Source organism: Burkholderia mayonis, from assembly GCF_001523745.2.
Classification (GTDB): domain Bacteria; phylum Pseudomonadota; class Gammaproteobacteria; order Burkholderiales; family Burkholderiaceae; genus Burkholderia; species Burkholderia mayonis.
Genome location: NZ_CP013387.1, coordinates 383,304 through 408,544 on the forward strand (window position 1 = coordinate 383,304; position 25,241 = coordinate 408,544).

21 protein-coding genes and 1 pseudogene are annotated in these 25,241 nt (G+C 66.9%); 11 read left to right on the forward strand and 11 right to left on the reverse strand.

Going from position 1 to position 25,241, the window contains the following annotated elements:
• Positions 1-72 precede the first annotated feature (72 nt).
• Positions 73-1,188 (reverse strand): succinylglutamate desuccinylase/aspartoacylase family protein, encoded by a 1,116-nt coding sequence (locus WS70_RS20330; RefSeq protein ID WP_059598627.1) that lies wholly within the window; start codon positions 1,186-1,188, stop codon positions 73-75.
• A 270-nt stretch (positions 1,189-1,458) separates the two neighbouring features.
• On the opposite strand from WS70_RS20330, the gene WS70_RS20335 reads away from it, so the two are divergent.
• Positions 1,459-3,579 carry an acyltransferase family protein gene (locus tag WS70_RS20335; protein WP_082722473.1) on the forward strand — a complete coding sequence of 707 codons (2,121 nt, stop codon included), beginning with the start codon at positions 1,459-1,461 and terminating at the stop codon, positions 3,577-3,579.
• A 207-nt stretch (positions 3,580-3,786) separates the two neighbouring features.
• Here the strand turns inward: WS70_RS20335 and WS70_RS20340 are convergent, their stop codons facing one another.
• Both WS70_RS20340 and WS70_RS20345 read right to left on the reverse strand, forming a co-directional pair.
• Positions 3,787-4,569, reverse strand: coding sequence for an ABC transporter substrate-binding protein (locus tag WS70_RS20340; RefSeq protein WP_059598629.1), 783 nt, complete (start codon positions 4,567-4,569; stop codon positions 3,787-3,789).
• A 234-nt stretch (positions 4,570-4,803) separates the two neighbouring features.
• Positions 4,804-5,703, reverse strand: a complete 900-nt coding sequence (locus tag WS70_RS20345; protein ID WP_059469898.1) for a LysR family transcriptional regulator — start codon at positions 5,701-5,703, stop codon at positions 4,804-4,806.
• Positions 5,704-5,837: 134 nt separating this feature from the next.
• On the opposite strand from WS70_RS20345, the gene WS70_RS20350 reads away from it, so the two are divergent.
• Positions 5,838-7,028 carry a M20 aminoacylase family protein gene (locus tag WS70_RS20350; RefSeq protein WP_059598634.1) on the forward strand — a complete coding sequence of 397 codons (1,191 nt, stop codon included), beginning with the start codon at positions 5,838-5,840 and terminating at the stop codon, positions 7,026-7,028.
• A gap of 295 nt (positions 7,029-7,323) precedes the next feature.
• On the opposite strand, the gene WS70_RS20355 is transcribed toward WS70_RS20350, so the two are convergent.
• Together WS70_RS20355 and WS70_RS20360 are read right to left on the reverse strand one after the other, a co-directional pair.
• Complete coding sequence (locus tag WS70_RS20355) at positions 7,324-8,040, reverse strand: TetR/AcrR family transcriptional regulator (RefSeq protein WP_059469899.1); 717 nt, start codon at positions 8,038-8,040, stop codon at positions 7,324-7,326.
• Positions 8,041-8,348: 308 nt separating this feature from the next.
• Positions 8,349-9,134: an IclR family transcriptional regulator gene (locus tag WS70_RS20360; protein WP_059469900.1), complete on the reverse strand. Its 786-nt coding sequence runs from the start codon at positions 9,132-9,134 to the stop codon at positions 8,349-8,351.
• A 229-nt stretch (positions 9,135-9,363) separates the two neighbouring features.
• On the opposite strand from WS70_RS20360, the gene pcaF reads away from it, so the two are divergent.
• Both pcaF and WS70_RS20370 read left to right on the forward strand, forming a co-directional pair.
• On the forward strand, positions 9,364-10,566 hold the full coding sequence (gene pcaF / locus WS70_RS20365) for a 3-oxoadipyl-CoA thiolase (protein ID WP_108034023.1): 1,203 nt from the start codon (positions 9,364-9,366) through the stop codon (positions 10,564-10,566).
• Between the two features lie 666 nt (positions 10,567-11,232).
• Positions 11,233-12,777, forward strand: coding sequence for a methyl-accepting chemotaxis protein (locus WS70_RS20370; RefSeq protein WP_059596458.1), 1,545 nt, complete (start codon positions 11,233-11,235; stop codon positions 12,775-12,777).
• Between the two features lie 244 nt (positions 12,778-13,021).
• On the opposite strand, the gene gabD is transcribed toward WS70_RS20370, so the two are convergent.
• Together gabD and WS70_RS20380 are read right to left on the reverse strand one after the other, a co-directional pair.
• Positions 13,022-14,491 carry an NADP-dependent succinate-semialdehyde dehydrogenase gene (gene gabD / locus WS70_RS20375; RefSeq protein WP_059596459.1) on the reverse strand — a complete coding sequence of 490 codons (1,470 nt, stop codon included), beginning with the start codon at positions 14,489-14,491 and terminating at the stop codon, positions 13,022-13,024.
• A gap of 90 nt (positions 14,492-14,581) precedes the next feature.
• Complete coding sequence (locus WS70_RS20380; RefSeq protein WP_059472490.1) at positions 14,582-15,865, reverse strand: 4-aminobutyrate--2-oxoglutarate transaminase; 1,284 nt, start codon at positions 15,863-15,865, stop codon at positions 14,582-14,584.
• Between the two features lie 142 nt (positions 15,866-16,007).
• Between WS70_RS20380 and pdxR the strand changes: the two genes are divergently transcribed.
• Together pdxR and WS70_RS20390 are read left to right on the forward strand one after the other, a co-directional pair.
• Positions 16,008-17,582 (forward strand): MocR-like pyridoxine biosynthesis transcription factor PdxR, encoded by a 1,575-nt coding sequence (gene pdxR / locus WS70_RS20385; RefSeq protein WP_059596460.1) that lies wholly within the window; start codon positions 16,008-16,010, stop codon positions 17,580-17,582.
• A gap of 285 nt (positions 17,583-17,867) precedes the next feature.
• Positions 17,868-18,269, forward strand: coding sequence for a GNAT family N-acetyltransferase (locus WS70_RS20390; RefSeq protein ID WP_082716346.1), 402 nt, complete (start codon positions 17,868-17,870; stop codon positions 18,267-18,269).
• Between the two features lie 186 nt (positions 18,270-18,455).
• On the opposite strand, the pseudogene WS70_RS33660 reads toward WS70_RS20390, so the two are convergent.
• A pseudogene (locus tag WS70_RS33660) lies at positions 18,456-18,716 on the reverse strand (EamA family transporter); the annotation flags it as partial.
• A gap of 162 nt (positions 18,717-18,878) precedes the next feature.
• Here WS70_RS33660 and selD point away from each other — a divergent pair.
• From selD to WS70_RS20410, 3 genes are all read left to right on the forward strand, one after another.
• A complete protein-coding gene (gene selD / locus WS70_RS20400; protein WP_059472494.1) occupies positions 18,879-19,943 on the forward strand; it encodes a selenide, water dikinase SelD in 1,065 nt (354 codons plus the stop codon).
• A gap of 67 nt (positions 19,944-20,010) precedes the next feature.
• A complete protein-coding gene (locus WS70_RS31705) occupies positions 20,011-20,172 on the forward strand; it encodes a hypothetical protein (protein ID WP_203236016.1) in 162 nt (53 codons plus the stop codon).
• A gap of 251 nt (positions 20,173-20,423) precedes the next feature.
• The gene (locus tag WS70_RS20410) at positions 20,424-21,485 is read left to right on the forward strand and encodes a purine-nucleoside phosphorylase (RefSeq protein ID WP_059596462.1); all 1,062 of its coding nucleotides are present in this window, start codon (positions 20,424-20,426) and stop codon (positions 21,483-21,485) included.
• Positions 21,486-21,681: 196 nt separating this feature from the next.
• On the opposite strand, the gene WS70_RS20415 is transcribed toward WS70_RS20410, so the two are convergent.
• Positions 21,682-21,975 (reverse strand): DUF4148 domain-containing protein, encoded by a 294-nt coding sequence (locus WS70_RS20415; protein ID WP_059596463.1) that lies wholly within the window; start codon positions 21,973-21,975, stop codon positions 21,682-21,684.
• Positions 21,976-22,241: 266 nt separating this feature from the next.
• Here WS70_RS20415 and WS70_RS20425 point away from each other — a divergent pair, with 266 nt between their 5' ends.
• The gene (locus tag WS70_RS20425; protein WP_059472498.1) at positions 22,242-22,454 is read left to right on the forward strand and encodes a hypothetical protein; all 213 of its coding nucleotides are present in this window, start codon (positions 22,242-22,244) and stop codon (positions 22,452-22,454) included.
• Between the two features lie 242 nt (positions 22,455-22,696).
• Here the strand turns inward: WS70_RS20425 and WS70_RS31710 are convergent, their stop codons facing one another.
• Both WS70_RS31710 and ceoR read right to left on the reverse strand, forming a co-directional pair.
• Positions 22,697-22,900 (reverse strand): hypothetical protein, encoded by a 204-nt coding sequence (locus tag WS70_RS31710; RefSeq protein ID WP_159082934.1) that lies wholly within the window; start codon positions 22,898-22,900, stop codon positions 22,697-22,699.
• A gap of 266 nt (positions 22,901-23,166) precedes the next feature.
• Positions 23,167-24,171: a putative multidrug efflux transcriptional regulator CeoR gene (gene ceoR, locus WS70_RS20435; protein ID WP_059472500.1), complete on the reverse strand. Its 1,005-nt coding sequence runs from the start codon at positions 24,169-24,171 to the stop codon at positions 23,167-23,169.
• 188 nt (positions 24,172-24,359) lie between these two features.
• On the opposite strand from ceoR, the gene WS70_RS20440 reads away from it, so the two are divergent.
• Entirely contained in the window at positions 24,360-25,214 is an 855-nt protein-coding gene (locus WS70_RS20440) for an alpha/beta hydrolase (RefSeq protein ID WP_059596508.1), read from the forward strand.
• Positions 25,215-25,241 lie beyond the last annotated feature (27 nt).

A 25,241-nucleotide genomic window follows, 5' to 3' on the forward strand; every position in this document is an offset into this window, starting at 1 on the left:
CCGGGCGCGATGCTCATGCAAGCACGAGCACGATGCTTGCACGGACATGAGTTTGGACAGCGACTCGCCCGCTCAGGCCGTCAGCAGCGACCCGGTGCGGATCGGCTTCGCGCCGGCGATCCGCGCGACTTCCATCCCGGCCGTCGCGAAGCGCGCGATCTGGCGCGCGTACAGCACGCCGGACACGCTGCTCTTCAACGTGACGACGCGGTCGGTCAGCGGATCGACGATGTCGGCCACTTCGTCGCCCGCCTCGATCCACACGCCGACGGGCGTACGGAACACGATCACGCCCGATACCGGCGCGACGAGCGGATCGGTGCCCGCGAGCGGCGTTGCCGCGAATTCGAGCGGCGGCTGCGGCGCGGGCGCGCCTTCGATCGTGCCGCGCAGCGTCAGGTATTCGATCAGCGCTTGCGCGTCGTGCTCGGCGAATTCATACGATACGTCGCGTTCGCTGCGCAGCTCGACCGTCACCGAAATCGCGCCGTTCGGGATCGGATGGCGTTCGCCGAAGCGGTTGCGCAGCTCGGACCAGCAGAAGCTGTGAATCTCGTCGAACGGGTTGCCGACCGAGTTCAGCGCGAGCAGCGACGCCTTCGCGCCCAGGTAGCGCGCGAGCGGCTCGACGTCGTCCCACAGATCCGGATTCGTGTAGACGTGCATCACCGCATCGCAGTCGCAGTGCAGGTCGAGCACGATATCGGCGTCGAACGACAACTGCTGCAGCGCGAGCCGCTGCGATTCGAGCTCGGTGCGCGGCTTCTGCTCGCCGAGCGCTTCGCGCATCGCGTCGCGCACGATGGCGAGGTTCGCGGCCGCGTCTTTCGTGAGGCGGCCTTCGATGCGCGGGATCACGAGCGCGGCGAGATCGTGGAAGTTGCGGTTGAAGTTCTGCATCGACCCGAGCTCGAAGCGGCCGAGATGATCGCCGAACACGTGCTGCGCGAGGCCGATCGGATTCGCGACCGGCACGACGACGATCTCGTCGCGCAGCTTGCCTGCCGTCTCGAGCGCCGCGAGCTTGCGGCGCAGCAGCGTCGCGACCAGCATGCCCGGCAGCTCGTCCGCATGCAGCGACGCCTGGATGTAGATTTTTTTCCCGCTGCGCGGGCCGTAGTGGAAGCTCGTGATGTGGCGCGCCGTGCCGACGGCCGGCGAGATCAGCGGATGGGTCTGCGTTTGCATGATGGGAATGAGCGGCGCAACCGCCGCGCGCCTTCTGTCGATGTCGGTGAGACAACGATTGTACGTGGATCGTCATCGACGCACCAAACCTGTGCCGGAGGTTCACCGTTTTTCTGTCCGATCAATGACTTGCGTCGAACGCAGCGTGCTCGCCGGATCAAAATTATGACGATTTTTTAATCGATACACTGTCTGCCGCAGCGCGTGCGGGGCGTCGATTTTTTTATCGTTCGAATGCGGGCGGCGAAGGCTCGGCCAAGGATCGATCCTATGACAGTGAGCGAGATGCAGTTGACGGGCAGCCGGACCGGCGAGCCGAGGACACGCGAGAAAACCGCGTACCTTCCGTACATCGACGGCCTGCGAGCGTGGGCGGTGCTGTCCGTCATGCTGTATCACATGGATGCGCGCTGGCTTCCGGGCGGTTTTTCCGGCGTCGACATTTTCTTCGTGATTTCGGGCTTCGTCGTGAGTTCGTCCGTCGCGAACCTCGGGCCGATATCGTTCGGGCAATTTCTTTTGTTTTTCTATGCCCGGCGCATGCGGCGGATTCTGCCGGCGCTGGTCGTTGTCCTGCTCGTGACCGGCTTGATCGCGACGCTCTTCATTCCGGCGTCCTACCTGAGCGACAGAAATCAGAAAACCGGACTGCTCGCATTTTTTGGCTTGAGCAATTTCATCCTCGGCGCGACGGGCAGCGATTATTTTTCTCCGAAGGTTGAGTTCAATCCGTACACGCACACGTGGTCGCTCGGCGTCGAGGAACAGTTTTATTTGATCTTTCCGTTTCTGTTCTGGGCATGGCTCGCTCGCAAGAACCGGAAATATCTGTCGACGGCGCTGATTGCCGTCGGGCTGTGCACGTCGCTGTCGTGGGCTGGCTGGGTGGGACCCGCGAAGCACACGCAAGCGTTCTATTTCATCTTCGGTCGATTCTGGGAGCTTGCGGCGGGTGCGCTGCTCTATCAGCGCGTCGCGTTTTCCGGATTTTCCGCGGCCGAGCCGGCGCGATCTTCCGCCGCCGCCGGAATCAAGGCGGGCGCCTGGGCGTCCGCGTCGGCGGTGCTGGCCGGATTCGTCATGTCGAAGCCGGATCTCTATCCCTTCCCCGGCGCGATCGTTCCTGTCGCCGGCACGCTGGGGCTGCTCGGCTTGCTATACGGGCGCGGGCCTGCGGGCCTGATTTCCACGATTCTGGAGAGCCGCGTTTTTCGATTCGTGGGCAGGATTTCTTATTCGCTATATCTGTGGCATTGGCCGATCTTCGTCGTGTTTCGCTGGACGATCGGGCTCGACTCGACGAGCAGCAGAGCCTGCGCGCTGGTTCTCGCGTTCGCGCTTGCGGTTGCTTCGCACCGTTTTGTCGAGACGCCGTTTCGTCGCGGTTCGTCGGCGCGCAGGGTGCCTCGCGTCGTCGTGGTCGCGTGTGGGTTGGGCTTGATGGCGGGCGGCGCGGGACTTTCGTCGATGCTGGCCGTCGCTCAGCCGGCGCTGTCGCTCAGTACGGTCGCGCGAAACCGGCTGGATTGGTATCCGTACGGCGCCGACACGAACCCCGCCTATCCGGGCTGTCTTGCGGACGTCGACAATCGGGACGTCCACGGCGGGAGGTTGTGGATCTATTCGCGCAAGCATTGCGACTTGCCGCCGGAAAGCCGCCATCGTGTCTTCGTGATCGGCGATTCGCACGCGATGGCCTATGCCGGCATGTTCAAGCAATTCGTCGTTCGGACAGGCATCACGGTCTATTCCTACAACAATGCGGGGTGTCCGTTCGTCAGCCTTCAGCCGTGGCGCGAGGGCGGCGATCCCGGATGCCGTCGATACGGCGACGCGGCGTTGACGGACATGCTGTCGAAACTCGCGCCGGGAGACGTCGTTTTCCTGCCATCTCTTCGCCTGCCGCGCATGATCACCCAGTGGGCGTTCGTGGGCGACGAGGCCGCGCGGCAGCTGCTGTTCGGCGGCGCAGCGGCCGCTCAGCGAAACCGGGCCGTCGCCGATGCCATTCCGGTGTTGCGGGACATCGAGCGGAGAGGGGCCAGCATCGTGCTGGAAGCGCCGACGCCGATATTCAGAATGGTCCCGTACCGTTGCTCGGACTGGTTCAATCGACACAACGCGATTTGCGAACGCGGCCCGCTTGTCAGCAGGCGCGAGATCGACGAGCTGAGGGCGCCGGTTCTTGAATCGTACGCGCGGATCGCGGCCCAGGTGCCGAACGTTCATACTTGGGATCCGCTGCCGCTCCTGTGTCCGGAGAAAACGTGCTCGGCGTACGACGGCAAGAGGCCGTTGTTTTTCGACGGCGATCACATCAGCGGTTATGGAAATTTGCGGGTCCTGCCCGGCTTCGAGGCGTTCGTACGCAAGTTGATCGGCGTCGCGTAGCGCCGGTTTGCCGACGCCGGGCGGCAACCGGCGGACGACTGCCGAATGAAGGCGCGGGCGTGCATGCATGTTCGGCGGGCGCTGCCCGATCCTGCCGTCCGGTTGCGCGAGTCGATGCCGGGCGCAAAAAAACGGGCTTCGCTCTTCAGCGAAGCCCGTTTTTCGCCGCGCAGGGCGCCGCGCCGGTCGCGCCGCCCGCGGGCCGGCTTACTTGCCGTACACGTCGAAGTCGAAGTACTTCTTCGCGATCTTGTCGTACGTGCCGTCCTTGTGCATGTCGGCGATCGCCTTGTCGATCTTCGCCTTCAGATCGGTGTCTTCCTTGCGCAGGCCGATGCCGGCGCCTTCGCCGAGCGTCTTCGGATCGTCGAGATCCGAGCCGGCGAACGCGAAATCCTTGCCGCGCGGCGTCTTCAGGAAGCCGATCTCGGCCTGCACGGCGTCTTGCAGCGCCGCGTCCAGACGGCCGGCGAGCAAGTCGGCGTAGACCTGGTCCTGGTTCTGGTACGGCTGGACCTTCACGCCCTTCGGCGCCCAGTAGGTCTTCGCGTACGTTTCCTGGATCGTGCCCTGCTCGACGCCGACCGTCTTGCCCTTCAGCGAGTCGGCCGTCGGCATCAGATTCGCGCCCTTCTTCGTGACGAGGCGCGTCGGCGTGTTGAACAGCTTCGACGAGAACGCGATCTGCTCTTCACGCTGCGGCGTCATCGACATCGACGACAGCACGCCGTCGAACTTGCGCGCCTTCAGCGCGGGAATCATGCCGTCGAAGTCATTCTCGATCCACACGCACTTTGCTTTCACACGCTTACAGATCTCGTTGCCGAGATCGACGTCGAAGCCGACCACCTTGCCGTCCGGACCTTTCGATTCGAAAGGCGGATAGCTCGCATCGACGCCGAAACGGATCGTCGACCAATCCTTCGCATAGGCGCCGCCTGCCGACACTGCGAGCAGGGCCACGGTCAAAGCCGCCAAGAATTTTTTCACTGTTGTTCCTCGTGTAGTTCGATGATTGCGCGCGGTTGTGCCGCAAGTGCGCTTCGGCCCGGCGCGGCTGCGGGCCGGGCTGACTGGTGCCCTCGTCCGGTGCGGGACGAACGGTGCGCCAAGATTACCAAGACAAAATAGCGCGGCGCTTCCTAGTGGAAGCCCCGATAGCGGTTCGGCGCGCGTCGAGGCGGTTTGTGCGGCGCGGTGCGGCGTTGCCCGCCCGGGAATGATCTATGTCAACGTTTCGTCGGCCGCGTGCCGGAGACAGGCGATGAATTGCGTGACGGCGGGCGTCGGCAGCAGGTCGCGGCGCGACAGGATCGACAGGTCGTAGCTCGGCAGCGTGTCGTCGAGCCGCGCGGCGCGGATGCCGAGCGGCTCGACCATCGCGGCGAGCGGCTTCGTGAAGCAGCCGATCACGTCCGAGCGCGCGACGAGGCCGAGCGTCACCGCGAACGACGACGGCGCGCGCAGCAGCCGCTGCGGCAGCGGCAGCCCGTGTGCGTTGAACATCGACATCATCACGCTGTGCGGGAAATGATCGGCGCCGACCGTGACGATCCATTCGGCGTCGAGCAGCTCGGCTAGCCGCCGCGCGCCCGCGAGCGGATGGCCTTCGCGCATCGCGACGACGAATTCCGTCGAGCACAGCGGCAATTGCGCGAAGTCGCGCTCGAGCGCGGGGATGTGATGGATCGCCGCGATGTCGAGTTCGCCGTTGCGCAGCCGCGCGAGCGCGTCGGGCACCGTCACTTCCTCGAGCGACAGGTTCACGCGCGGCATCGTCGCGCGGAACTTCATCACCGCGCGCGGCAGCGCGGTCAGCGCGATCGACGGCATCGTGCCGACCGCGATGCGCCCGGACATCTCGCCCCTGACCTGCTCGACCGCCTCGACGGTGCGGCGCATGTCGCCGAGCAACTGCTCGGCGCGCGGCAAGAGCGCGTGGCCGCACGCGGTCAGCTCGACGCCGCGCACGCTGCGCACGAGCAGCTCCGCGTTGAGCGCGCTCTCGAGCTCGCGGATCGTGTGCGTGATCGCGGGCTGCGTGACGCCGAGCTCGCGCGCGGCGGCGCGCAGGCTCTTGTGATGGGCGGCGGAGACGAACGCCTGCAGTTGCTGGAGCTTCATGGCGGCGAAGGAGGGTGATAAACGCAGTTTATCGCGGTGAAAAAAACAGCATCTTATTGAATCGTTACGGCGTCGATATAGTGGCCCGCTTCTGCGCGTCCGATTGCACGGACGCCGCCGCCACGGAGCCTTCGATGAACGACGCACGCTTGACCGAGGTCGACGACCTTGCCCCCCTCGCCGACGCGCTGCGCGAGATCCGCCATCGCATCCACCGTCATCCGGAGCTCGCGTACGAAGAGATCGAGACGGCCGCGCTCGTGGCCGACAAGCTCGAGGCGTGGGGCTGGCAGGTGACGCGCGGCGTCGGCGAGACGGGCGTCGTCGGCACGCTGCGCGCGGGCGACGGCGCGCGCAGCGTCGGCGTGCGCGCGGACATGGACGCGCTGCCGATCGTCGAGGCGACCGGGCTGCCGTACGCGAGCGCCGTGCCCGGCAAGATGCACGCGTGCGGCCACGACGGCCACACGACGATGCTGCTCGGCGCCGCGTGGCGGCTCGCGCGGACGCGCAATTTCTCCGGCACCGTCCATCTGTATTTCCAGCCGGCGGAAGAGCACGGCGTCGACAGCGGCGCGAAGAAGATGATCGACGACGGCCTCTTCGAGCGCTTCCCGTGCGACGCGGTGTTCGGGATGCACAACCATCCGGGCGTCGAGCCGGGCGTGTTCCTGATGCGGCGCGGGCCGTTCATGTCGGCGGGCGACAAGGCGGTGATCGAGATTCACGGCGTCGGCGGCCACGCGGCGCGGCCGCATCTCGCGGTCGATCCGATCGTCGTGGCGGCGAGCATCGTGATGGCGCTGCAGACGATCGTCGCGCGCAACGTCGATCCCGCGCAGCCCGCCGTCGTCACGGTCGGCTCGCTGCACGCGGGCACCGCGAACAACATCATTCCGAACCGCGCGCGGCTCGAGCTCTCCGTGCGCTCGTTCGACCCGGCGGTGCGCGCGCTGCTCAAGCGCCGCATCGCCGAGCTCGTCGAATCGCAGGCGGCGAGCTACGGCGCGAAGGCGAGCGTCGAGTACATCGAAGGCTATCCGGTCGTCGTCAATTCGGATGCCGAAACCGACTTCGCCGCGCAGGTCGCGAAGGAGCTGGTCGGCGAGCGGAACGTCGTCGAACAGGCCGACATCCTGATGGGCAGCGAGGACTTCGCGTTCATGCTGCAGCGGCGACCGGGCGCGTTCGTGCGGCTCGGCAACGGCGCGGGCGCGGACGACGGCTGCATGCTGCACAACCCCGATTACGACTTCAACGACCGCAATCTGGCGATCGGCGCGGCGTTCTGGGCGCGGCTCGTCGAGCGGTATCTTGGGCGGTAGGCGGGCGGTGGACTGGCGGTGGGCTGGCTCTGCGATGGGCGCCGCGGTTGGCGGCGGGGTGTGAGCCGTCCACCTGTGTGTCGATGTTGCCGGCCCGGCGCCCGGCGGTAGCGTTGGCGCGGGACGTCAGGCGGAGAGCGGCAAGCAGCTTGGGGAGCAAAACGGGAAGCTGCCAAGCAACGAGCAACGAGCAACGAGCAACGAGCAACGAGCAACGGGCAACGGGCAACGAGCAACGGGCAACGGGCAACGGGCAACGGGCGCAAAAATCCGCGCCGTCCGCCCCGCCCCCGGCCTAAGCCTGTTCCAGCGCCCCCGGCGAACGCGCGCCGCAAGCGCGCAGAATCAGCCGCACGACCTCTTCCGTCGTCTTGTCGAACGCCTTCGCCGACAACGCGCGCTTGCCGGACAGCGCGACGATCTGCGCGTCGAAGTCCGCGTAGTGCTGCGTGGCCGCCCAGATCATGTAGAGCAGCGTTTTCGGCTCGACCGGCTCGACGAGCCCGCGCGCGATCCAGCGCTCGATCAGCGCAATTCGCGTATCCATCCACGGCTTCACGCGCTCGAGCAGCAGATCCTGCATGTGTTCCGCGCCGCTGATGATCTCGTTCGCCCACACCTTCGAGCCGAGTGGCCGCTTGTACGACAGCGCCATCTTCGCGCGCACGTATCCGCCGAGCGCGGCGACCGGATCGTCGCCGACGTCGAAGCTGTCCGCGGCGCTGTGCCAGTCCTCGAGCAGGTCGTCGAGCACGCGCCGGTACAGCGCGAGCTTCGTCGGGAAGTAATAGTGCAGGTTCGCCTTCGGCAGCCCGGCGCGCTCGGCGATCAGCGCGGTGCTCGCGCCCTCGAAGCCGCGCTCGGCGAACACGGCCTCCGCGCATGCGAGCAGGTGCGCTTCGTTCAGCTCGCGGATGTGCGCCTTGCGCGCGCGGCTCGGCGTGCGCGCCGCGTTCGTCCGGGCGCGCGGCGCGGGCGCGTCGGGGGGCGTCGTCGGATCGTCGTGTTGCATGGCGTGCGCTCGGTGGATGGCGGCAACCGGAGGCCGTCATTGTAGACGCCGCGGCCGCCGGCCGACGCATCGCGGATCGCTGGCGGCCGTTCCGCCGCGCATAAACGACACGTTTTTTTTAATCCATTGAATTCACGGCGCCAATGCGCTATAACCTGACCATTCGGACAGGATTCGATCGGCGAGCGGCGCTGCTTGATAAAGCAAAACAAAGATAGGGCCGTGCAGGCGCCGCCGCACCGTTCTGGCCGAAGATGACGTCGGAGAGTGCGCGCTTGGGGGCAGGGGCGGTCCCCAAGCGCGCCATGTCATCCGCGTCGCGCGACGAGTTGCGACACGGTCTGCGCGGCTTCCAGCAGCGGGTCGAGGAACGTCTTCACCATCTGTTTCGCGGAGTGCCGCTGCGCATTGCCGCTGATGTTCATCGCGGCGATCACGTGCCCGCGCCGGTTGCGGATCGGCGCCGACAGCGAAATCAACCCGGCTTCCAGTTCCTGATCGACGATCGCCCAGCCCTGGCTGCGCACCTGCGCGATTGCATCCTTCAATGCGGCAGGGTCGATGAGCGTGCGGGGCGTGTACGCGCGCAGCGTGCTCTGCGCGAGCGTGTCGTCGAGCGCGGCGTCGTCGAGCGACGCCAGCAGCACGCGGCCCATCGACGTGCAGTACGCCGGCAGCCGGCTGCCGATCGACAAATTGATCGTCATGATCTTGTGCGTCGGCACGCGCAGCACGTAGACGATCTCGGTGCGGTCGAGCACGGCCGCCGAGCAGCTTTCGTGGATGCGCGCGGATAGCTGCTCCATCACCGGTTCCGCGAGATTCCAGAACGGCATCGATGTCAGATACGCGAACCCGAGATCGAGGATCTTCGGGGTGAGGCGAAACAGGCGGCCGTCGGCTTCGACGTAGCCGAGCGTCTGCAGCGTCAGCAGGATGCGCCGCGCGCCCGCGCGGGTCAGGCCGGTCGCCGCCGCGACCTCGGTGAGCGTCTGCTCGGGATGTTCCGCGTCGAACGCGCGAATGACTGCGAGTCCCCGCGCGAAAGACTGGACGTAGGAGTCGCCTGGTTTTGCCTGAAATTCTGTGCTCATGGCCGCTTGGAATAATGTGCAGCGGAGAAGATTAGCGCATGGGGTCGGGTTGCGCCAACCCGTGTCCCGCGTGGGCCGCGTGCTTGACGGGAGCCGGTGCGCTCCCTATGATCGCACGGAAACGTTCGATTAACGATCTTAAGTTCTATTATCGAACAAATTTCGAGGCGAGCGGCGACGGTGGTTTCCGTCGCGTCGGCTCGCGTGATCAGATTGACCGGAGACGACGATGACCGAAGCTTTTCTGTGCGACGCAATCCGCACGCCCATCGGCCGCTATGGCGGCGTCCTGGCCCCGGTGCGGGCCGACGACCTCGGCGCGGTGCCGCTCAAGGCGCTCGTCGAGCGCAACCGCGACGTCGACTGGGCCGCCGTCGACGACGTGATCTACGGCTGCGCGAACCAGGCCGGCGAAGACAACCGCAACGTCGCGCGGATGTCGCTGCTGCTCGCCGGCCTGCCGCTTGGCCTGCCCGGCGCGACGATCAACCGCCTCTGCGGCTCCGGGATGGACGCGATCGGCGTCGCCGCGCGCGCGATCAAGGCGGGCGAAGCGGGCCTCATGATCGCGGGCGGCGTCGAGAGCATGAGCCGCGCGCCGTTCGTGACGGGCAAGGCGACGAGCGCGTTTTCGCGTCAGGCCGAGATCTTCGACACGACGATCGGCTGGCGCTTCGTCAATCCGCTGATGAAACAGCAATACGGCGTCGATTCGATGCCGGAGACGGCCGAGAACGTCGCGACCGACTACCGCGTCAGTCGCGCCGACCAGGACGCGTTCGCGTTGCGCAGCCAGCAGAAGGCGGCGCGCGCGCAGCAGGACGGCACGCTGGCGCAGGAGATCGTGCCGGTGACGATTGCGCAGAGGAAAGGCGAGCCGGTCGTCGTGGCGCGCGACGAGCATCCGCGCGAGACGTCGCTCGACGCGCTCGCGAAGCTGAAGGGCGTCGTGCGGCCGGACGGCACGGTGACGGCGGGCAACGCGTCGGGGGTGAACGACGGCGCGTGCGCGCTGCTGCTCGCGAGCGAGGCGGATGCGCGGCGTCACGGGCTGGCGCCGCGGGCGCGCGTGCTCGGGATCGCGACGGCGGGCGTCGAGCCGCGGGTGATGGGGATCGGCCCGGCGCCGGCGACGCAGAAGCTGCTCGCGCGGCTCGGGATGACGATCGACCAGTTCGACGTGATCGAGCTGAACGAGGCGTTCGCGTCGCAGGGGCTCGCGGTGCTGCGCCTCTTGGGCGTCGCGCACGACGATCCGCGCGTGAACCCGAACGGCGGCGCGATCGCGCTCGGACACCCGCTCGGCGCATCGGGCGCGCGGCTCGTGACGACCGCGATGTATCAGCTGCATCGCACGAACGGCCGCTATGCGCTGTGCACGATGTGCATCGGCGTCGGTCAGGGCATCGCGATCGCGATCGAACGCGTCTGATCCGCGTCGTACGCCGAGCATCGCGCGGCAATCCATATGGCCCGCGCCCGCAAGCGCCCGGGCCGTTTTTCTTTGCACGCGCAGCGGCGCGCATCGCGAGCGCCGCCGCATCGGATGCATGACGGCGGCCGTCATGCAGTCGGGTCGAGTCGCGCCGCGCGCATCCCGCCCAAGATATCTTCCGCATTTCCCGGCGAATTCTTCAATATTCGCATGACGCCTTGATTGAAAAGGCAATTCCACATCGCCGGATAGATTTCGGCGAACCTGCATTGGCGCATGCCATACGCTTATCCCGGCATTCGAATCAAGCTCAGAATGTCGATCGATCTTATTTCTAATTCATGAATATTCGATCGACAAAACTCATGAAATAATTCATATCGGATTATTTGATGTCGATCATTAGAATCGGCATGGTTTGAGTGAACATTCAAATGTTGCGGGACCGGCAACGTCGACGAAAAGCAACGAAGGCAGCCCGTCCGAGAGGCTCCGGTTTGATGTGTGTCAACGCGAAATTCATCATCTCGTGCTTACCCCTGCGTGCCGGTTTTGCTGAACGGCTGCCGACAACGAGGTGCGAGCCGATCGAACGCCATTCGATCGATTTGGCTCGGCCGATGAAATCAATTAAAGGACATAGATCCAGCATTCGGAGCGCTCATGCGTAACAACCAACCCGTCACCCAACGCGAATTCGATTTTCCCGACGATGCGACCTTGATGTCGACGACCGATCCGCACGGCCGCATCACGTATGCGAACGCGACGTTCGTGCACGTCAGCGGCTTTTCGAGCGACGAGATCGTCGGCGACGCGCACAACGTCGTCCGCCATCCCGACATGCCGCGCGAGGCGTTCGCCGACATGTGGGCGACGTTGAAGCGCGGCGAGCCGTGGACTGCGCTCGTCAAGAATCGTCGCAAGAACGGCGACCATTACTGGGTGCGCGCGAACGCAGTGCCCGTGATCCGCGGCGGGCGGACCCAAGGCTACATGTCGGTGCGCACGAAGGCCGCGCGCGGCGAGATCGCCGCCGCCGAAGCGCTCTATCGCGACTTCCGCGAAGGCCGCGCGGGCGGGCGGCGGTTCCACAAGGGCGTGATCGTGCGCAGCGGACTGCTGCGCGCCGTGTCGCTGCTGCAGACGATGTCGGTGCGCGCGCGCGTCCATCTGCCGATCGCCGTGCTGACGCCGGCGATCGTCGGCGCTGCGTGGGCGGCCGGCGTCACGGGCGCGCCGCTCGCGCAGCTCGCGGGCGCGACGTTCGGCGGCGCGGCGCTCGCCGCCTGGTGGCTCGACGCGCAGATCGCGCGGCCGCTGCGCACGCTGCGTCGGCAGGCGCTCGACGTCGCGACCGGATCGAGCCGCCAGGGCGTCAACATGAACCGCGTCGACGAGATCGGGATGACGCTGCGCACGATCAATCAGCTCGGGCTGATGTTCCGCTGGCTGATCGACGACGTGAGTGAGCAGGTGCTGACCGTGCAGCGCGCGATCAACGAGATCGCGCAGGGCAACAACGACCTGAGCGCGCGCACCGAGCAGGCGGCGACGAGCGTCCAGCAGACGGCCGCGTCGATGGCGCAGATGACGGCGACCGTGTCGAGCAACGCCGAGACGGCGACGCAGGCGAACCGGCTGTCGGAATCGGCGAGCCATGCGGCGGAGCGCGGCGGCCAGGCGGTGCGCGAGGTCGTCAGCACGATGGGCGAGATCACCGAGAGCTCGCGGCGGATCGCTGAGATCATCGGCGTGATCGACGGGATCGCGTTCCAGACGAACATCCTCGCGCTGAACGCGGCCGTCGAGGCCGCGCGCGCCGGCGAGCAGGGGCGCGGCTTCGCGGTCGTCGCGGGCGAGGTGCGCGCGCTCGCGCAGCGCAGCGCGAACGCGGCGAAGGAGATCAAGGCGCTGATCGGCGCGAGCGTCGAGCGGGTCGAATCCGGCGCGCAGACCGTCGACTATGCGGGCAAGTCGATGGACGAGATCGTGTCGCAGGTGAAGCGCGTGTCCGATCTGATCGCCGAAATCAGCGCGTCGACGAGCGAGCAGAGCGCGGGCGTCTCGCAGGTCGATCACGCTGTCGTGCACCTCGACGACATCACGCAGCAGAACGCCGCGCTCGTCGAAGAGAGCGCGGCGGCGTCGGAGAGCCTGCGGCAGCAGGCGACGATGCTCGTCGAGGCGGTGGGGGTGTTTCGCTGAGAGCGGGGCGTCTTTCGCCACGCATCGATGCGCGAGGCTTCGCGCCACGTCGCGTGCGTCATGGCGGCGCTTCGCGCGCGTGGCGCGCGGATCGTCGTCATTCATTTGCGGGGCGCGCTCGTCGCGGATCGTCGAAATCCCGCGGTCATGGGGCTTTCACGGTTTCACGCATGCAAAAACAAAACGCCGCCGGGACGCGCAGTCCCGACGGCGTTTCGCACGTTCACACCGCGCGCGTCACACGTCACACAGCGAGACACATGTACTTGATCACGACGTAGTCATCGATCCCGTAGTGCGATCCTTCGCGGCCGAGGCCCGACTGCTTGACGCCGCCGAACGGCGCGACCTCGTTCGAGATGATCCCGGTGTTGATGCCGACCATCCCGTATTCGAGCGATTCCGCGACGCGCCACACGCGGCCGATGTCGCGGCTGTAGAAGTACGCGGCGAGGCCGAACTCGGTGTCGTTCGCATGGCGGATCGCCTCGTCGTCGGTCGAGAACCTGAAGAGCGGCGCGAGCGGGCCGAACGTCTCGTCCTTCGCGACCTTCATGTCGGCCGTCACGCCCGTCAGCACGGTCGGCTCGAAGAAGCCGTGGCCGAGCGCGTGGCGCTTGCCGCCCGTCGTCACGCGCGCGCCCTTGCCGAGCGCGTCCGCGATGTGCGATTCGATCTTCTTCACGGCCGCTTCGTTGATGAGCGGCCCCTGGACGACGCCTGCTTCCGTGCCGAGCCCGACCTTCAGCTTCGCGACGGCGGCGGACAGCTTCTCGGCGAACGCGTCGTAGACCTTCTCGTGCACGTAGAAGCGGTTCGTGCATACGCACGTCTGCCCGCTGTTGCGGTACTTCGACGCGATCGCGCCGTCGACCGCCGCATCGAGATCCGCATCGTCGAACACGATGAACGGCGCATTGCCGCCGAGCTCGAGCGACACCTTCTTCACGGTCGGCGCGCATTGCGCCATCAGCAGGCGCCCGACGGGCGTCGAGCCGGTGAACGACAGCTTGCGCACGATCGGGTTCGATGTCAGCTCGCCGCCGATCGCCTTCGGGTCGCCGGTGACGACGCTGAACACGCCGGCCGGCACGCCCGCGCGCTCGGCGAGCACCGCCATCGCGAGCGCGGAGAACGGCGTCGCCTCGGCCGGCTTTACGACGATCGGGCAGCCTGCCGCAAGCGCCGGGCCGACCTTGCGCGTGATCATCGCCGCCGGGAAGTTCCACGGCGTGATCGCCGCGCACACGCCGACCGGCTCCTTCGTCACGACGATCCGCTTGTCGGCGGCGGGCGTCGGGATCGTGTCGCCGTACGCGCGCTTGCCTTCTTCCGCGAACCATTCGAGGAACGACGCCGCATAGCCGATCTCGCCCTTCGCTTCCGTGAGGGGCTTGCCTTGCTCGGTCGTCAGGATGAGCGCGAGGTCGTCCGCGTGCGCGACCATCAGGTCGTGCCACTTGCGCAGGATCGCCGCGCGTTCCTTCGCGGTCTTCTTGCGCCACGCGGGCCATGCGGCGTTCGCCGCGTCGATCGCGCGGCGCGTCTCGGCCGCGCCCATCGCGGGCACGGTGCCGATCGGCGCGCCCGTCGCCGGGTTGCGGACTTCGAAAGTCGCGCCGTCGTCGGCGGCCTGCCATTCGCCCGCGACAAACGCGCGCTTGCGCAGCAGCGCGGGATCTTTCAGTGCAAGGGTTTCGTGATCTGTACTCATCGTGTGTCGACCGTATGCGGAAACGATTGGCGCCGCCGGGCGCGGCGCGGCGATGCCGTGACGCGCGCGCGGCGGCGAAGACTCAGGCGCTCAGGCGGGCACGCCCACCGCCTCCTTCAGCACGCTCTCGAGAATGCCGAGCGCTTCGTCGAACACGGCATCCGGTATGGTGAGAGGAAACAGGAAACGTATCACGTTCGCGTCGACGCCGCAGATGAGCAGCAGCAGACCGCGCTCGAGCGCCGCCGCCTGCACGCGCTTCGTGAACGCGGCGTCGGATGCGCGCGTGTCTGGATCGACGAACTCGGCGGCGACCATCGCGCCCGGGCCACGCACGTCGACGATCTGCGGCACGTCGGCGCGCAAGGCAGCGAGCTTCGCCTTCAGCTTGTCACCGAGCACGGCCGCGCGGTCGGCGAGCTTTTCTTCGTCGATCACGTCGAGCACCGCATGCGCGGCGGCGACGGCGAGCGGATTGCCCGCGTACGTGCCGCCGAGGCCGCCCGGCGCGGCGGCGTCCATCACGTCCGCGCGGCCGACGACGCCTGACAGCGGCATCCCGCCCGCGAGGCTCTTCGCGATCGTCATCAGATCGGCGGACACGTCGTAGTGCTCCATCGCGAACAGCTTGCCCGTGCGCGCGAAGCCCGTCTGTACTTCATCGGCGATCAGGAGGATGCCGTGCGCGTCGCACAGCTTGCGCAGCGCGCGCACGAAGTCGGCGGGCGCCGGGTTGAAGCCGCCTTCGCCCTGCACCGGCTCGAAGATGATCGCGGCGACGCGCTTCGGATCGATGTCGGCCTTGAACAGCGTCTCGACGGCGTCGATCGAATCGGCGGTCGTCACGCCGCGCAGCGCGTTCGGGTACGGCGCGTGGAACACGTCGCCCGGGAACGGGCCGAAGCCGAGCTTGTACGGCGCGACCTTGCCCGTCAGCGCCATGCCCATCATCGTGCGGCCGTGGAAGCCGCCCGCGAACGCGATCACGCCCGGCCGGCCGGTGTACGCGCGTGCGATCTTCACGGCGTTCTCGACCGCTTCCGCGCCCGTCGTGAAGAACGCGGTCTTCTTCGGTTGCGCGATCGGCGCGCGCGCGTTGATCTTCTCGGCGAGCTCGACGTACGACGCGTACGGCACGATCTGGTACGCGGTGTGCGTGAAGTGCTCGAGCTGGTCGGCGATCGCCTTCACGATCTTCGGATGGCGATGGCCCGTGTTCAGGACCGCGATGCCGGCCGCGAAGTCGATGAAGCGGCGGCCCTCGACGTCCCACAGCTCCGCGTTCTCGGCGCGTGCGGCGTAGAAGTCGCACATCACGCCGACGCCACGCGGCGTCGCCGCGTTCTTGCGGGCGTGCAGATCGGCATTGTTCACAATCGTCTCTCCTCGTGGTTCGAATGCGCCGGCGGCGACGGCCGTCGGCGGGCACGTCGTCCCGGCGTGCGCGTTGAAACGACTATAATCAAACTTGGCTCTGAAAATCAGAGCCATTTTGATAAATATATAGGAGCCAATCATGCGGGCGAGCGTGCTGTCGGACTGGCTGGCGCAGCGGATCGTGCGCGGCGGCGGCGCGCAGCCGATCTATCGGCAACTGCACCGGTTGCTGCAGCAGGCGATCCTGACCCGCGAACTGCCGGCGGGCGCGCGCGTGCCGTCGTCGCGGCTCCTCGCGGCGGAGCTTGGAATCGCGCGCAACACCGTCACGCAGGTCTATGAGCAGCTCGCGCTCGAAGGCTATGTGACGTCGGCGACCGGGCGCGGCACGTTCGTCGCGGACAGCGCGCCCGACGAGATCGTCGGCGCGCCGGCCGAGCCGCAGCCGGGAGCGCCGGCGTCGGCGGCCCCGGCTGCCAAGTCCGGGGGAACCGATGCGGCATCCGACCTCGGCTCCGAGCTCAATCCCGCGCCCCGCTCGCTGTCCGCGCGCGGCGCGCGCCTCGTCGGCGGCGCGGGCGTGTCGAAGCGGCAGGGCGGCGCGTTCATGCCGGGCGTGCCGGACGTGTCGCGCTTCCCGGCGCGCGTATGGACGCGGTTGCACAACAAGTACTGGCGGCGCTTGCGCCCCGAATTGCTGACCTACGCGCCGGGCGGCGGGCTCGCGTCGCTGCGCGAGGCGCTCGCCGACTATCTGCGCACGTCGCGCTCGGTGCGCTGCGCGCCCGGGCAGATCATCGTGACGACGGGAATCCACCAGTCGATCGATCTGGCGGTGCGCTTGCTGACCGATCCGGGCGACGTGATCTGGACCGAAGATCCGTGCTACTGGGGCGTGCGCAGCGTGATGCACGTGTCGGGCCTGACGACGCGGCCGATTTCCGTCGACGAAGAGGGGATCGCGCCGACCGCTGCCGATTTCGCGGCGCCGCCGAAGCTGATGCTCGTCACGCCGTCGCACCAGTACCCGCTCGGGATGGTGATGAGCCTCGCGCGGCGTCGGATGTTGCTCGAATACGCGCGCCAGCACGGCGCGTGGATCATCGAAGACGACTACGACAGCGAATTTCGCTACGGCAGCCGGCCGCTCGCGTCGCTGCAGGGACTCGACACGGCGGAGCAGGTGATCTACGTCGGCAGCTTCAGCAAGACGCTGTTTCCGGGCTTGCGGGTCGGCTATCTAGTCGTGCCGGAGCCGCTCGCCGAGCGCTTCGCGACCGCGAGCGCCGAGCTGTACCGCGAAGGGCAATTGCTGCAGCAGGCGGTGCTCGCCGAGTTCATCGCCGAAGGGCACTTCGTGTCGCACATCCGCAAGATGCGCACGCTGTACGGGCAGCGTCGGCAGACGCTGCTCGACGCGCTCGCGCGCCGCTATGGCGACGCGCTGCCCGCGGTCGGCGGCGACGCCGGGCTGCATCTCGTGATGCGGCTGCCGGACGGCGCCGACGATCAGGCGGTCACGCGCGCGGCGCTCGAGCGCGACATCGTGGTGCGCGCGCTGTCAGGCTATTACGCGGATGCGCAGCGCGCGTCGCCGGGGCTGCTGCTGGGATACGCGTGCGTGCCGGAGGACGAGATCGCGCGTGCGTTCGATACGCTGTCGCATGCAATCGACGAAACTGCGTCGGCGAGCCTGAGCGTCGCGGCTGGATAAACGCGGCGGACGCGATGCGCGGCTCGTGTGGCCGTCGACGCATGCGCGTCCGGCATTCACGGGGCGATGAGCCCGCCGGCTTCGAGTGCGCGCGCGAATCGTCGGAAGACGGCGCGAAATCGGCGCTTGCACCGATAATCGGCCTTTGCTTCATACAACGGGGATATCGTGAGCGAGCCACTCATTGCTTTGCAGGACGCCAGAATTTCATTCCGGCGCGTTTCGGCGTTCACCGTGACCGACGTCTGCGAGCTCAGCGAGACGCTATCGGAAGCGCAGCGCGAGATGGTCGCGGACAACGGCACGTCGATCGCCGAAGCGCACTTTTCCGAAAATGCCTGGTTTCGTGCGATCTATGCCGATGAAACGCTCGTCGGCTTCATCATGTTGCACATCGGGGCCGATCACGACGACGGCATCGATTGTCCGGGCGTGTTTCTCTGGCGCTTCATGATCGCCGGACCGTATCAGCGAACGGGAATCGGCAGGAAGGCGATCGATTTGCTGGTCCGGAACCTTCGGCTCAAGGGCTTCAACGAACTCCATACGAGTTACGGTCTCGGCGACGGCAGCCCGGAAGGTTTTTACCGACGCCTCGGCTTCAGCCTGACGGGCGGCGCCTACGGCGACGAACTCGAGGTTGTGCTGAGCCTCGACGACTACGGCCGAAAGCACCAAGGCCAGTGACGTCCGAAACGCCTCGCGGCAGCGCGCTCGGCCCGGCGCGTCGAGGGGCCGTTTCGCGGCCGGATCGGCAACGCGTGCTCGATGGTCGTCGCGCGCGCGTCGAGCCGACGCCCGCCGTCAGTAGCCGATCCACACGGCGAACGCGAGCACGCCGCACGACAGCGCGAGCAGCACGCCGAAGAGCGGCAGCGCGAAGCAATAGCCGAGCTCGAGGAGCGCCGACGCCGCGATGTACGGCCACGCGGGCGCGGGCGGCAACGCGAGCGCGAGCGCCGCGCCGAACACCAGATACGGCGCCGACATCATGTCGAGCTGCGCGACGCGGTCTTCGCTGACGTGCCGGAATGCGTTCCACGCCGCGTGCAGCAGCGCGGAGAACAACACGAGCAGAACGAACAGTTGATCCATCGACGCGGGCGCGTGCGGCCGACAGCGGCCGGCCGGGATGGCGAAGCGCACGATTATCGCCGCGTTTCCGGTTTCGCGCCGGCTCGCGGGCACGCGGGGGCCGCGTGTGGCAGGGGCACAGTACGGCGCACGGCGGGCTTGTGCGCAATAGCGCGCCGGATTGTCGATAATAGAGCGTTCTGTCTTTTACTGGATTCCGCGATGACCGAGACCAAGCAAACCGACGCGGCGGCGCCGCGCCTCACGAGCCTGTCGCACGGCGGCGGCTGCGGCTGCAAGATCGCGCCCGGCGTGCTGTCGGAACTGCTCAAGCGCAATGCGCCGCCCGCGCTCTTTCCCGATCTGCTCGTCGGCACCGAGACATCCGACGACGCGGCCGTCTATCGTCTGAACGACGAGCAGGCGATCGTCGCGACCACCGATTTCTTCATGCCGATCGTCGACGATCCGTTCGACTTCGGCCGGATCGCCGCGACGAACGCGCTGTCCGACGTCTACGCGATGGGCGGCAAGCCGGTTCTCGCGCTCGCGCTCGTCGGCATGCCGATCAACGTGCTGCCGCACGAGACGATCGCCGCGGTGCTGCGCGGCGGCGAGGCGGTGTGCGCGGACGCGGGCATTCCGGTCGCGGGCGGCCATTCGATCGATTCGGTCGAGCCGATCTACGGGCTCGCGGCGCTCGGCATCGTTCATCCGGCGCGCGTGAAGCGCAATGCGGCCGCGCGTGCGGGCGACGTGCTCGTGCTCGGCAAGCCGCTCGGCGTCGGCGTGCTGTCCGCCGCGCTGAAGAAGGGCCGGCTCGATGCCGACGGCTACGCGCAGATGATCGCGACGACGACGAAGCTCAACCGGCCAGGCACGGCGCTCGCCGCGCTGTCGGGCGTTCATGCGCTGACCGACGTGACGGGCTTCGGCCTGCTCGGCCATACGCTCGAGCTCGCGCGCGGCGCGGGGCTGACCGCGCGCGTGCGCTACGGCGCGCTGCCTTGGCTCGCGGGCGTCGAGGCGCTTGCGGCCGACGGCGTGTTCACGGGCGCGTCCGGCCGCAATTGGGCAGCGTACGGCCACGACGTGCGCCTGCGCGACGGCCTGTCCGCCGTCGCGCAGGCGCTGCTTACCGATCCGCAGACGTCGGGCGGGCTGCTCGTCGCGTGCGCGCCCGAGGCGGTCGACGACGTGCTCGCGTGCTTCCGCGATGACGGCTTCGATCGCGCCGCGGTGATCGGCGAGATGGTCGACGGGCCGGCGCGCGTCGACGTGAGCTGACGCGCGCTTGCGTTTGCGACGCCGGGTGATTGGCGTCGTGGCCTTCGTATCTCACTCACGCGCGAACGTGCGCCATGCACGCGGCCGCGCATGGCCCGAATTGCGCGAGCGCGCGGTCATGTCGATGTTCTTCGCCACGCGCGCGAGCCTGCTGACGATCCTGCTGTTCCGTGGCGATGCGTCATCGTCATCGTCATCGTCATCGGTCACGCTCGCTCGTGCGCATTGACTGTCGCGCGCAATCGCGGTGCTCATCGGCCATCTCGCCGAATAGCTCCTGTTCGCGCTCGACGGCAGCGCACTCGGGCGTTTCGTCGAATCTCTCCGCCGGCTCGCGGCGATGCAGGCAGCGGCCGCCGTCGTCGTGCACGCACACGGCGTCCCAAGTTTCGCTCACGTCTGAATATTGGCGTCCTTTATACTTCACGCGCAGTCTCCGAACGCCGTTCTCATCGAACTCACTTTTAATAAGGAACGCTAATGCTGACTCGCTCGGTACTTTCCGCAGCCGTGTTTTCGCTCGCTGCTTGCGCGATGGCGCCGTCCGTTGCGCAGAACAACGGCGACGCATTCGCCGAAGCCGGCGCCCAGGGCCGCCCGGTCAAGGTGATGATCATCACGATGTTCGGCCCCGAAGGTCAGGCGTGGCTCGATCGTCTCGGTCCGTGGAAGAACATCGCGGTGCCCGGCCTGTCGCCCGACTATCCGGACGTGCATTGCAATAAGCAGGACGTGTGCGTCATCACGACCGGCATGGGCTACGCGAACGCCGCATCGACGATGATGGCGCTCACGTTCTCGCGCCGCTTCGATCTGCGGCAGACGTATTTCCTGATCTCGGGCATCGCGGGCGTCGATCCGGCGAGCGGCACGCTCGGCACCGCCGCGTGGTCGAAGTACCTCGTCGATTTCGGCATTCAGTGGGAGCTCGACGCGCGCGAAATTCCGCCCGGCTGGAGCGGCGGCTATCTCGGCATCAACACGAAGAGCCCGAACGACAAGCCGCCGCTCGACTATCGCACCGAAGTGTTTCAGCTCAACGGCAAGCTCGCGGACACCGCCTATGCGCTGTCGCGCAACGTGCCGCTCGCGGACAGCGCGCAGGCGCAGGCGGCGCGCGCGAAGTTCAACTACGCGCCAGCGAACCAGCCGCCTGTCGTGACTCGCTGCGATACGTCGTCGGGCAACACGTGGTTCTCCGGCACGCGGCTCGGCGAGCGCGCGCGCCAGTGGACGAAGATCCTCACCGACAACAAGGGCACGTACTGCATGACCGCGCAGGAGGATAACGCGACGTTCGAGGCGCTCAAGCGCGCGTCGAGCGCGAATCGCGTCGACCTGAATCGCGTCGCGGTGCTGCGCACCGGCTCGGATTTCGATCGTCCGTATCAAGGGCAGACGAGCGTCGACAATCTGCTCAACTACGCGGATCAGGGCGGCTTCCCGCTCGCGACCGAGAACCTGTATCGCGCGGGCAATCCGCTTGTGCAGGACATCGTCACGCACTGGGGAGAATGGAAGGACGGCGTGCCGCGCCGTTGATGCGCGCGACGCGCGATGTTCGTCAGCGTGCGGGTGCGGTCGAGCGAAACGGTTTCCAGACAGGCGTGCTGTCGTCCCAGTGATCGAGCTGCGACGGAATCGGACTGTTCATGATCGTAGTCTCATGCTGACGAAAGACGTGACTGCATGATGGATAGCGCGCCGCGCATCGGCTTCGATGCGCGGCGCGCTGCGTTTACCGGCCCGCGCCCGCGAGCTGGTTCGCGTCCGGGTCCGGGCGATACGGACGTTGCGCGACGAGCTCGGCGCCGGGCGGCGCGTACGACATCGACTTGCGCAATGCCGCGAGCGTACCGTCGCGCTGCGCCTGTTCGAGTTCCGCGCGGACATCGGCGCGCGTGCGGGTGCTGTTGCCGTGCCACGACGCGTCGCCGTAGCCGCCAGCAGGACCGATCCCGCCGTCCGCGAACGCCGGCGCGGCAATGGTGAGCGCGACGGCTGCGAGGGCGAGAAGACTGCTGCGTTTCATGATGTGACTCCTGTCGATTCGATGCGCACGCCGGAAACGGTGCGCGACAGGTTGTACTTTAGGTGCGTGCGCAACGGCGATAAATGGCGATGTCGCGAATTGAATTATCGCGAGGATGGAACAATCGGAGTCCGTGACGCCGGCAGGGTTTTGCTCTGACGGACGCGAGCGGCTTGTCGTGGCGGTGCGTGGTGGTGCGCGGCGACGCGCGGTCGCGGTGCGTTCGACCGAGCGGATGCGTCGATCGAGCATGAGAGCGTCACGCGTTGATCGTGGTGTTCGGCGCGATTCGGATCGGCGTGCCGTCGGGTTTTTCGCGCAGGTTTTTCGAGGCCGACGAGATGAGAAAGCAACGCCGCGCGGCACGCGCTGCGTCGAATGGTGAACGGACGAAATGCGGCGACATGGAACGCGCAAATCGAATGCGCACGTCGTTCGAACGCGGCGCATCGCGTTCACGTCGCATCGATGCCGCGTAACGCGTGTGCTCCGGTCGAGCGATAGCGTACCGGAACTCGTGTGCTGATCGCATCGATGATGCGCATTTCGCAAGCAATCGATGAGATGGCGCAAGTGGTCGAGTCTGTGCGATCCGTGCGATGCAGCGCGACAAGCGACAAGCGACAAGCGACAAGCGACAAGCGACAAGCGACAAGCGACAAGCGACAAGCGACAAGCGACAAGCGACAAGCGACAAGCGACGACCGCGCATCGACGCGCTTCACCGGCAGGTCCACCGAATGCGCTTCCGTAGCAGCACGATCAAGCGCCGCGCGAGCGAGAAGTCCGCCGCTCGCTCGCCGCCGTAGCGTGTCGATTGGTTGCAGGCTGCGGGGTGCGCGAACATAACGGCGTCGGCGCGTCGAATGCGGTGGAAGGAAAGCGCGTTGCGCATGACGCCGGCAAGCCGGCGGACGATGCGCATCCTGCCGTGTGCGTTCCCGAAGACTCGCGAGGAAAGCCGAGGCACCGATTGCAGCGGCAAAGCGAGCCGCTTTTAATTGAGCGCCTTCTTAAAAAAGAAGGCGGAAAAGTGAATTGCGTACGCCACGATTTCGCGGCGTACGCGTGCTGCGGTCGGGAAGCACGCGCTGCGAACAGCCTTGTGCGATGTGCCTCTTCGTCCTCGGCAAACCAAACGTCCGACGTACGCGCGCCGCGGCCACGCGCCCGGATTACGCAACCAACCGCTCAAGCCACCCACTCGTTCAACACCGGCGTGTCGAGCGAAGGCGCGCGCTCGGCGTCCTCGAAGGTGCGCTTGCTGCAGGTCGCGTCGAGCCCCTTGCGGCCGCTCAGCAACGGGCAGCGGTCGAAGATCTCGGCGATCCAGTCGACGAATACGCGCACCTTCGGCGACAGATGCCGGCTGTGCGGATAGACGACCGAAATCGGCATCGGCAGCGGCTTGTAGCCCGGCAGCACTTCCTTCAGCGTGCCGTCGCGCAATTGCGGCAGCACCATGAAGAGCGGCGGCTGGATCAGCCCGAAGCCTTCGATCCCGCAAGTCACGTACGCGTCCGCGTCGTTGACCGACACGAGGCCGTTCATCTTCACCTCGACTTCCTTGCCGTCGATCAGGAACGCCCAGTCGATCGTGCGCCCGGTGCGGCTCGAGAAGTAGTTGACCGCCTTGTGCTGCGCGAGCGCCTCGATTGTTTGCGGCTCGCCGTACTTCTCGAGATACGCGGGCGACGCGACCGTCGTGCCCTCGAACAGCCCGACTCGCCGCGCGACGAGCGACGAATCCTGCAGCGCGCCGACGCGGATCACGCAGTCGATGCCTTCCTGCAGCAGATCGACCGGCCGGTCCGACAGGCCGAGCTGCAGGTCGATATCCGGAAAGCGCGTATGGAATTCGCACAAAGAAGGGATCACGATCAGGCGTCCGATCGAGCCCGGCATGTCGACCCGCAGCTTGCCGTGCGGTTTTCGGTTGTTGATCTGGAAGCTCGCTTCGGTTTCCTCGACGTCCGCGAGGATGCGCACGCAGCGCTCGTAGTACGCGGCGCCGTCGGGCGTGAGCGACAGGCGGCGCGTCGTCCGGTGCATCAGCCGCACGCCGAGGAATGCTTCCAGATTCTGGATGATCGTCGTCACCGACGCGCGCGGCAGGCCGAGCGTCTCGGCCGCTTTGGTAAAGCTGTTCGTATCGACGACGCGCGTAAACACCTGCATGGCCTGCAATCGGTCCATTACTCTACCTCCGCGGTATCTGAACCCCGAACAAATACAGGCCGCGACACCGGATAAGGCGACGCAGCCGACGATTGTTCAGGGGGCGTGAATTGTGTTGCCGGATTATAGGCATTTATCCCGATGTCTGCCGGACCCAGAATGCGATCCATCCCGTAATGGACGCGCAACGCCGCGCACGACACGTCATGGACGCATTCGATTTCCGCAGCCAAATTCCCCGCGCGAGCGCAGACGCCGCTCGCGCGCGGCCGGCGCTCGCGGTGTCGGATGTCGTGATCGGCGGCTACGCGCAAGACATCGTGCTGCGTCTATATCGGCGCTCCGACAAGTCCGCGTTGCCTGTAGTGCTTTATTTCCACGGCGGCGGTTTCGTGCGCGGCTCGCTCGACGACGCCGACCAAGCCGCGCGCCATCTCGCCGAGCACGTGCCGGCGCTCGTCGTGTCGGTCGATTATTCGCTCGCGCCGCAGCATCCGTTTCCAGCCGCGCCGGAAGACGCGTATTGCGCGGCGCGCTGGGCCGAAGCCCGCGCGCGCGCGTTCGGCGGCAATCCGCGCAAGATCGGCGTCGCGGGGCACGACGCGGGCGGCCAGCTCGCGAACTGTCTCGCGTTCATCGCGCGCGACCGCGGCGAGATTCGCATCGCCGCGCAGGCGCTGATCGGCCCGATGCTCGATCCGAGCCTCACGCGTCTCGCCGACGCGGCGCGCCTCGCTTCGTCCGACGTTACCGCGCAGGAGTGCGCCGCGTGCTATCGCGCGTACTTGCCGCAGCCGTCGCAGCGGATGCATCCGTACGCGGCGCCGCTCGAATCGGTGCGCCTCGCGGGGCTGCCGCCGACGCTCGTCGCGACCGCGCAGAACGACGTGCTGCACGTCGAGGCGGAGAAGTACGCGAGCTGTCTGATCGAGGCGGGCGTGCCGACGCAGGTGGTCCGCTATCGAGACATCTCGCACGCGACGCTCTCCGGCCACGCGCCTGCGCTCGAAGAGGCGACGCGGTTCTTCCAATGCCGTTTCAGCGCGGGTTTGCCGGGCTGAAGCCGTTTCATCCGAATCCAGAACAAC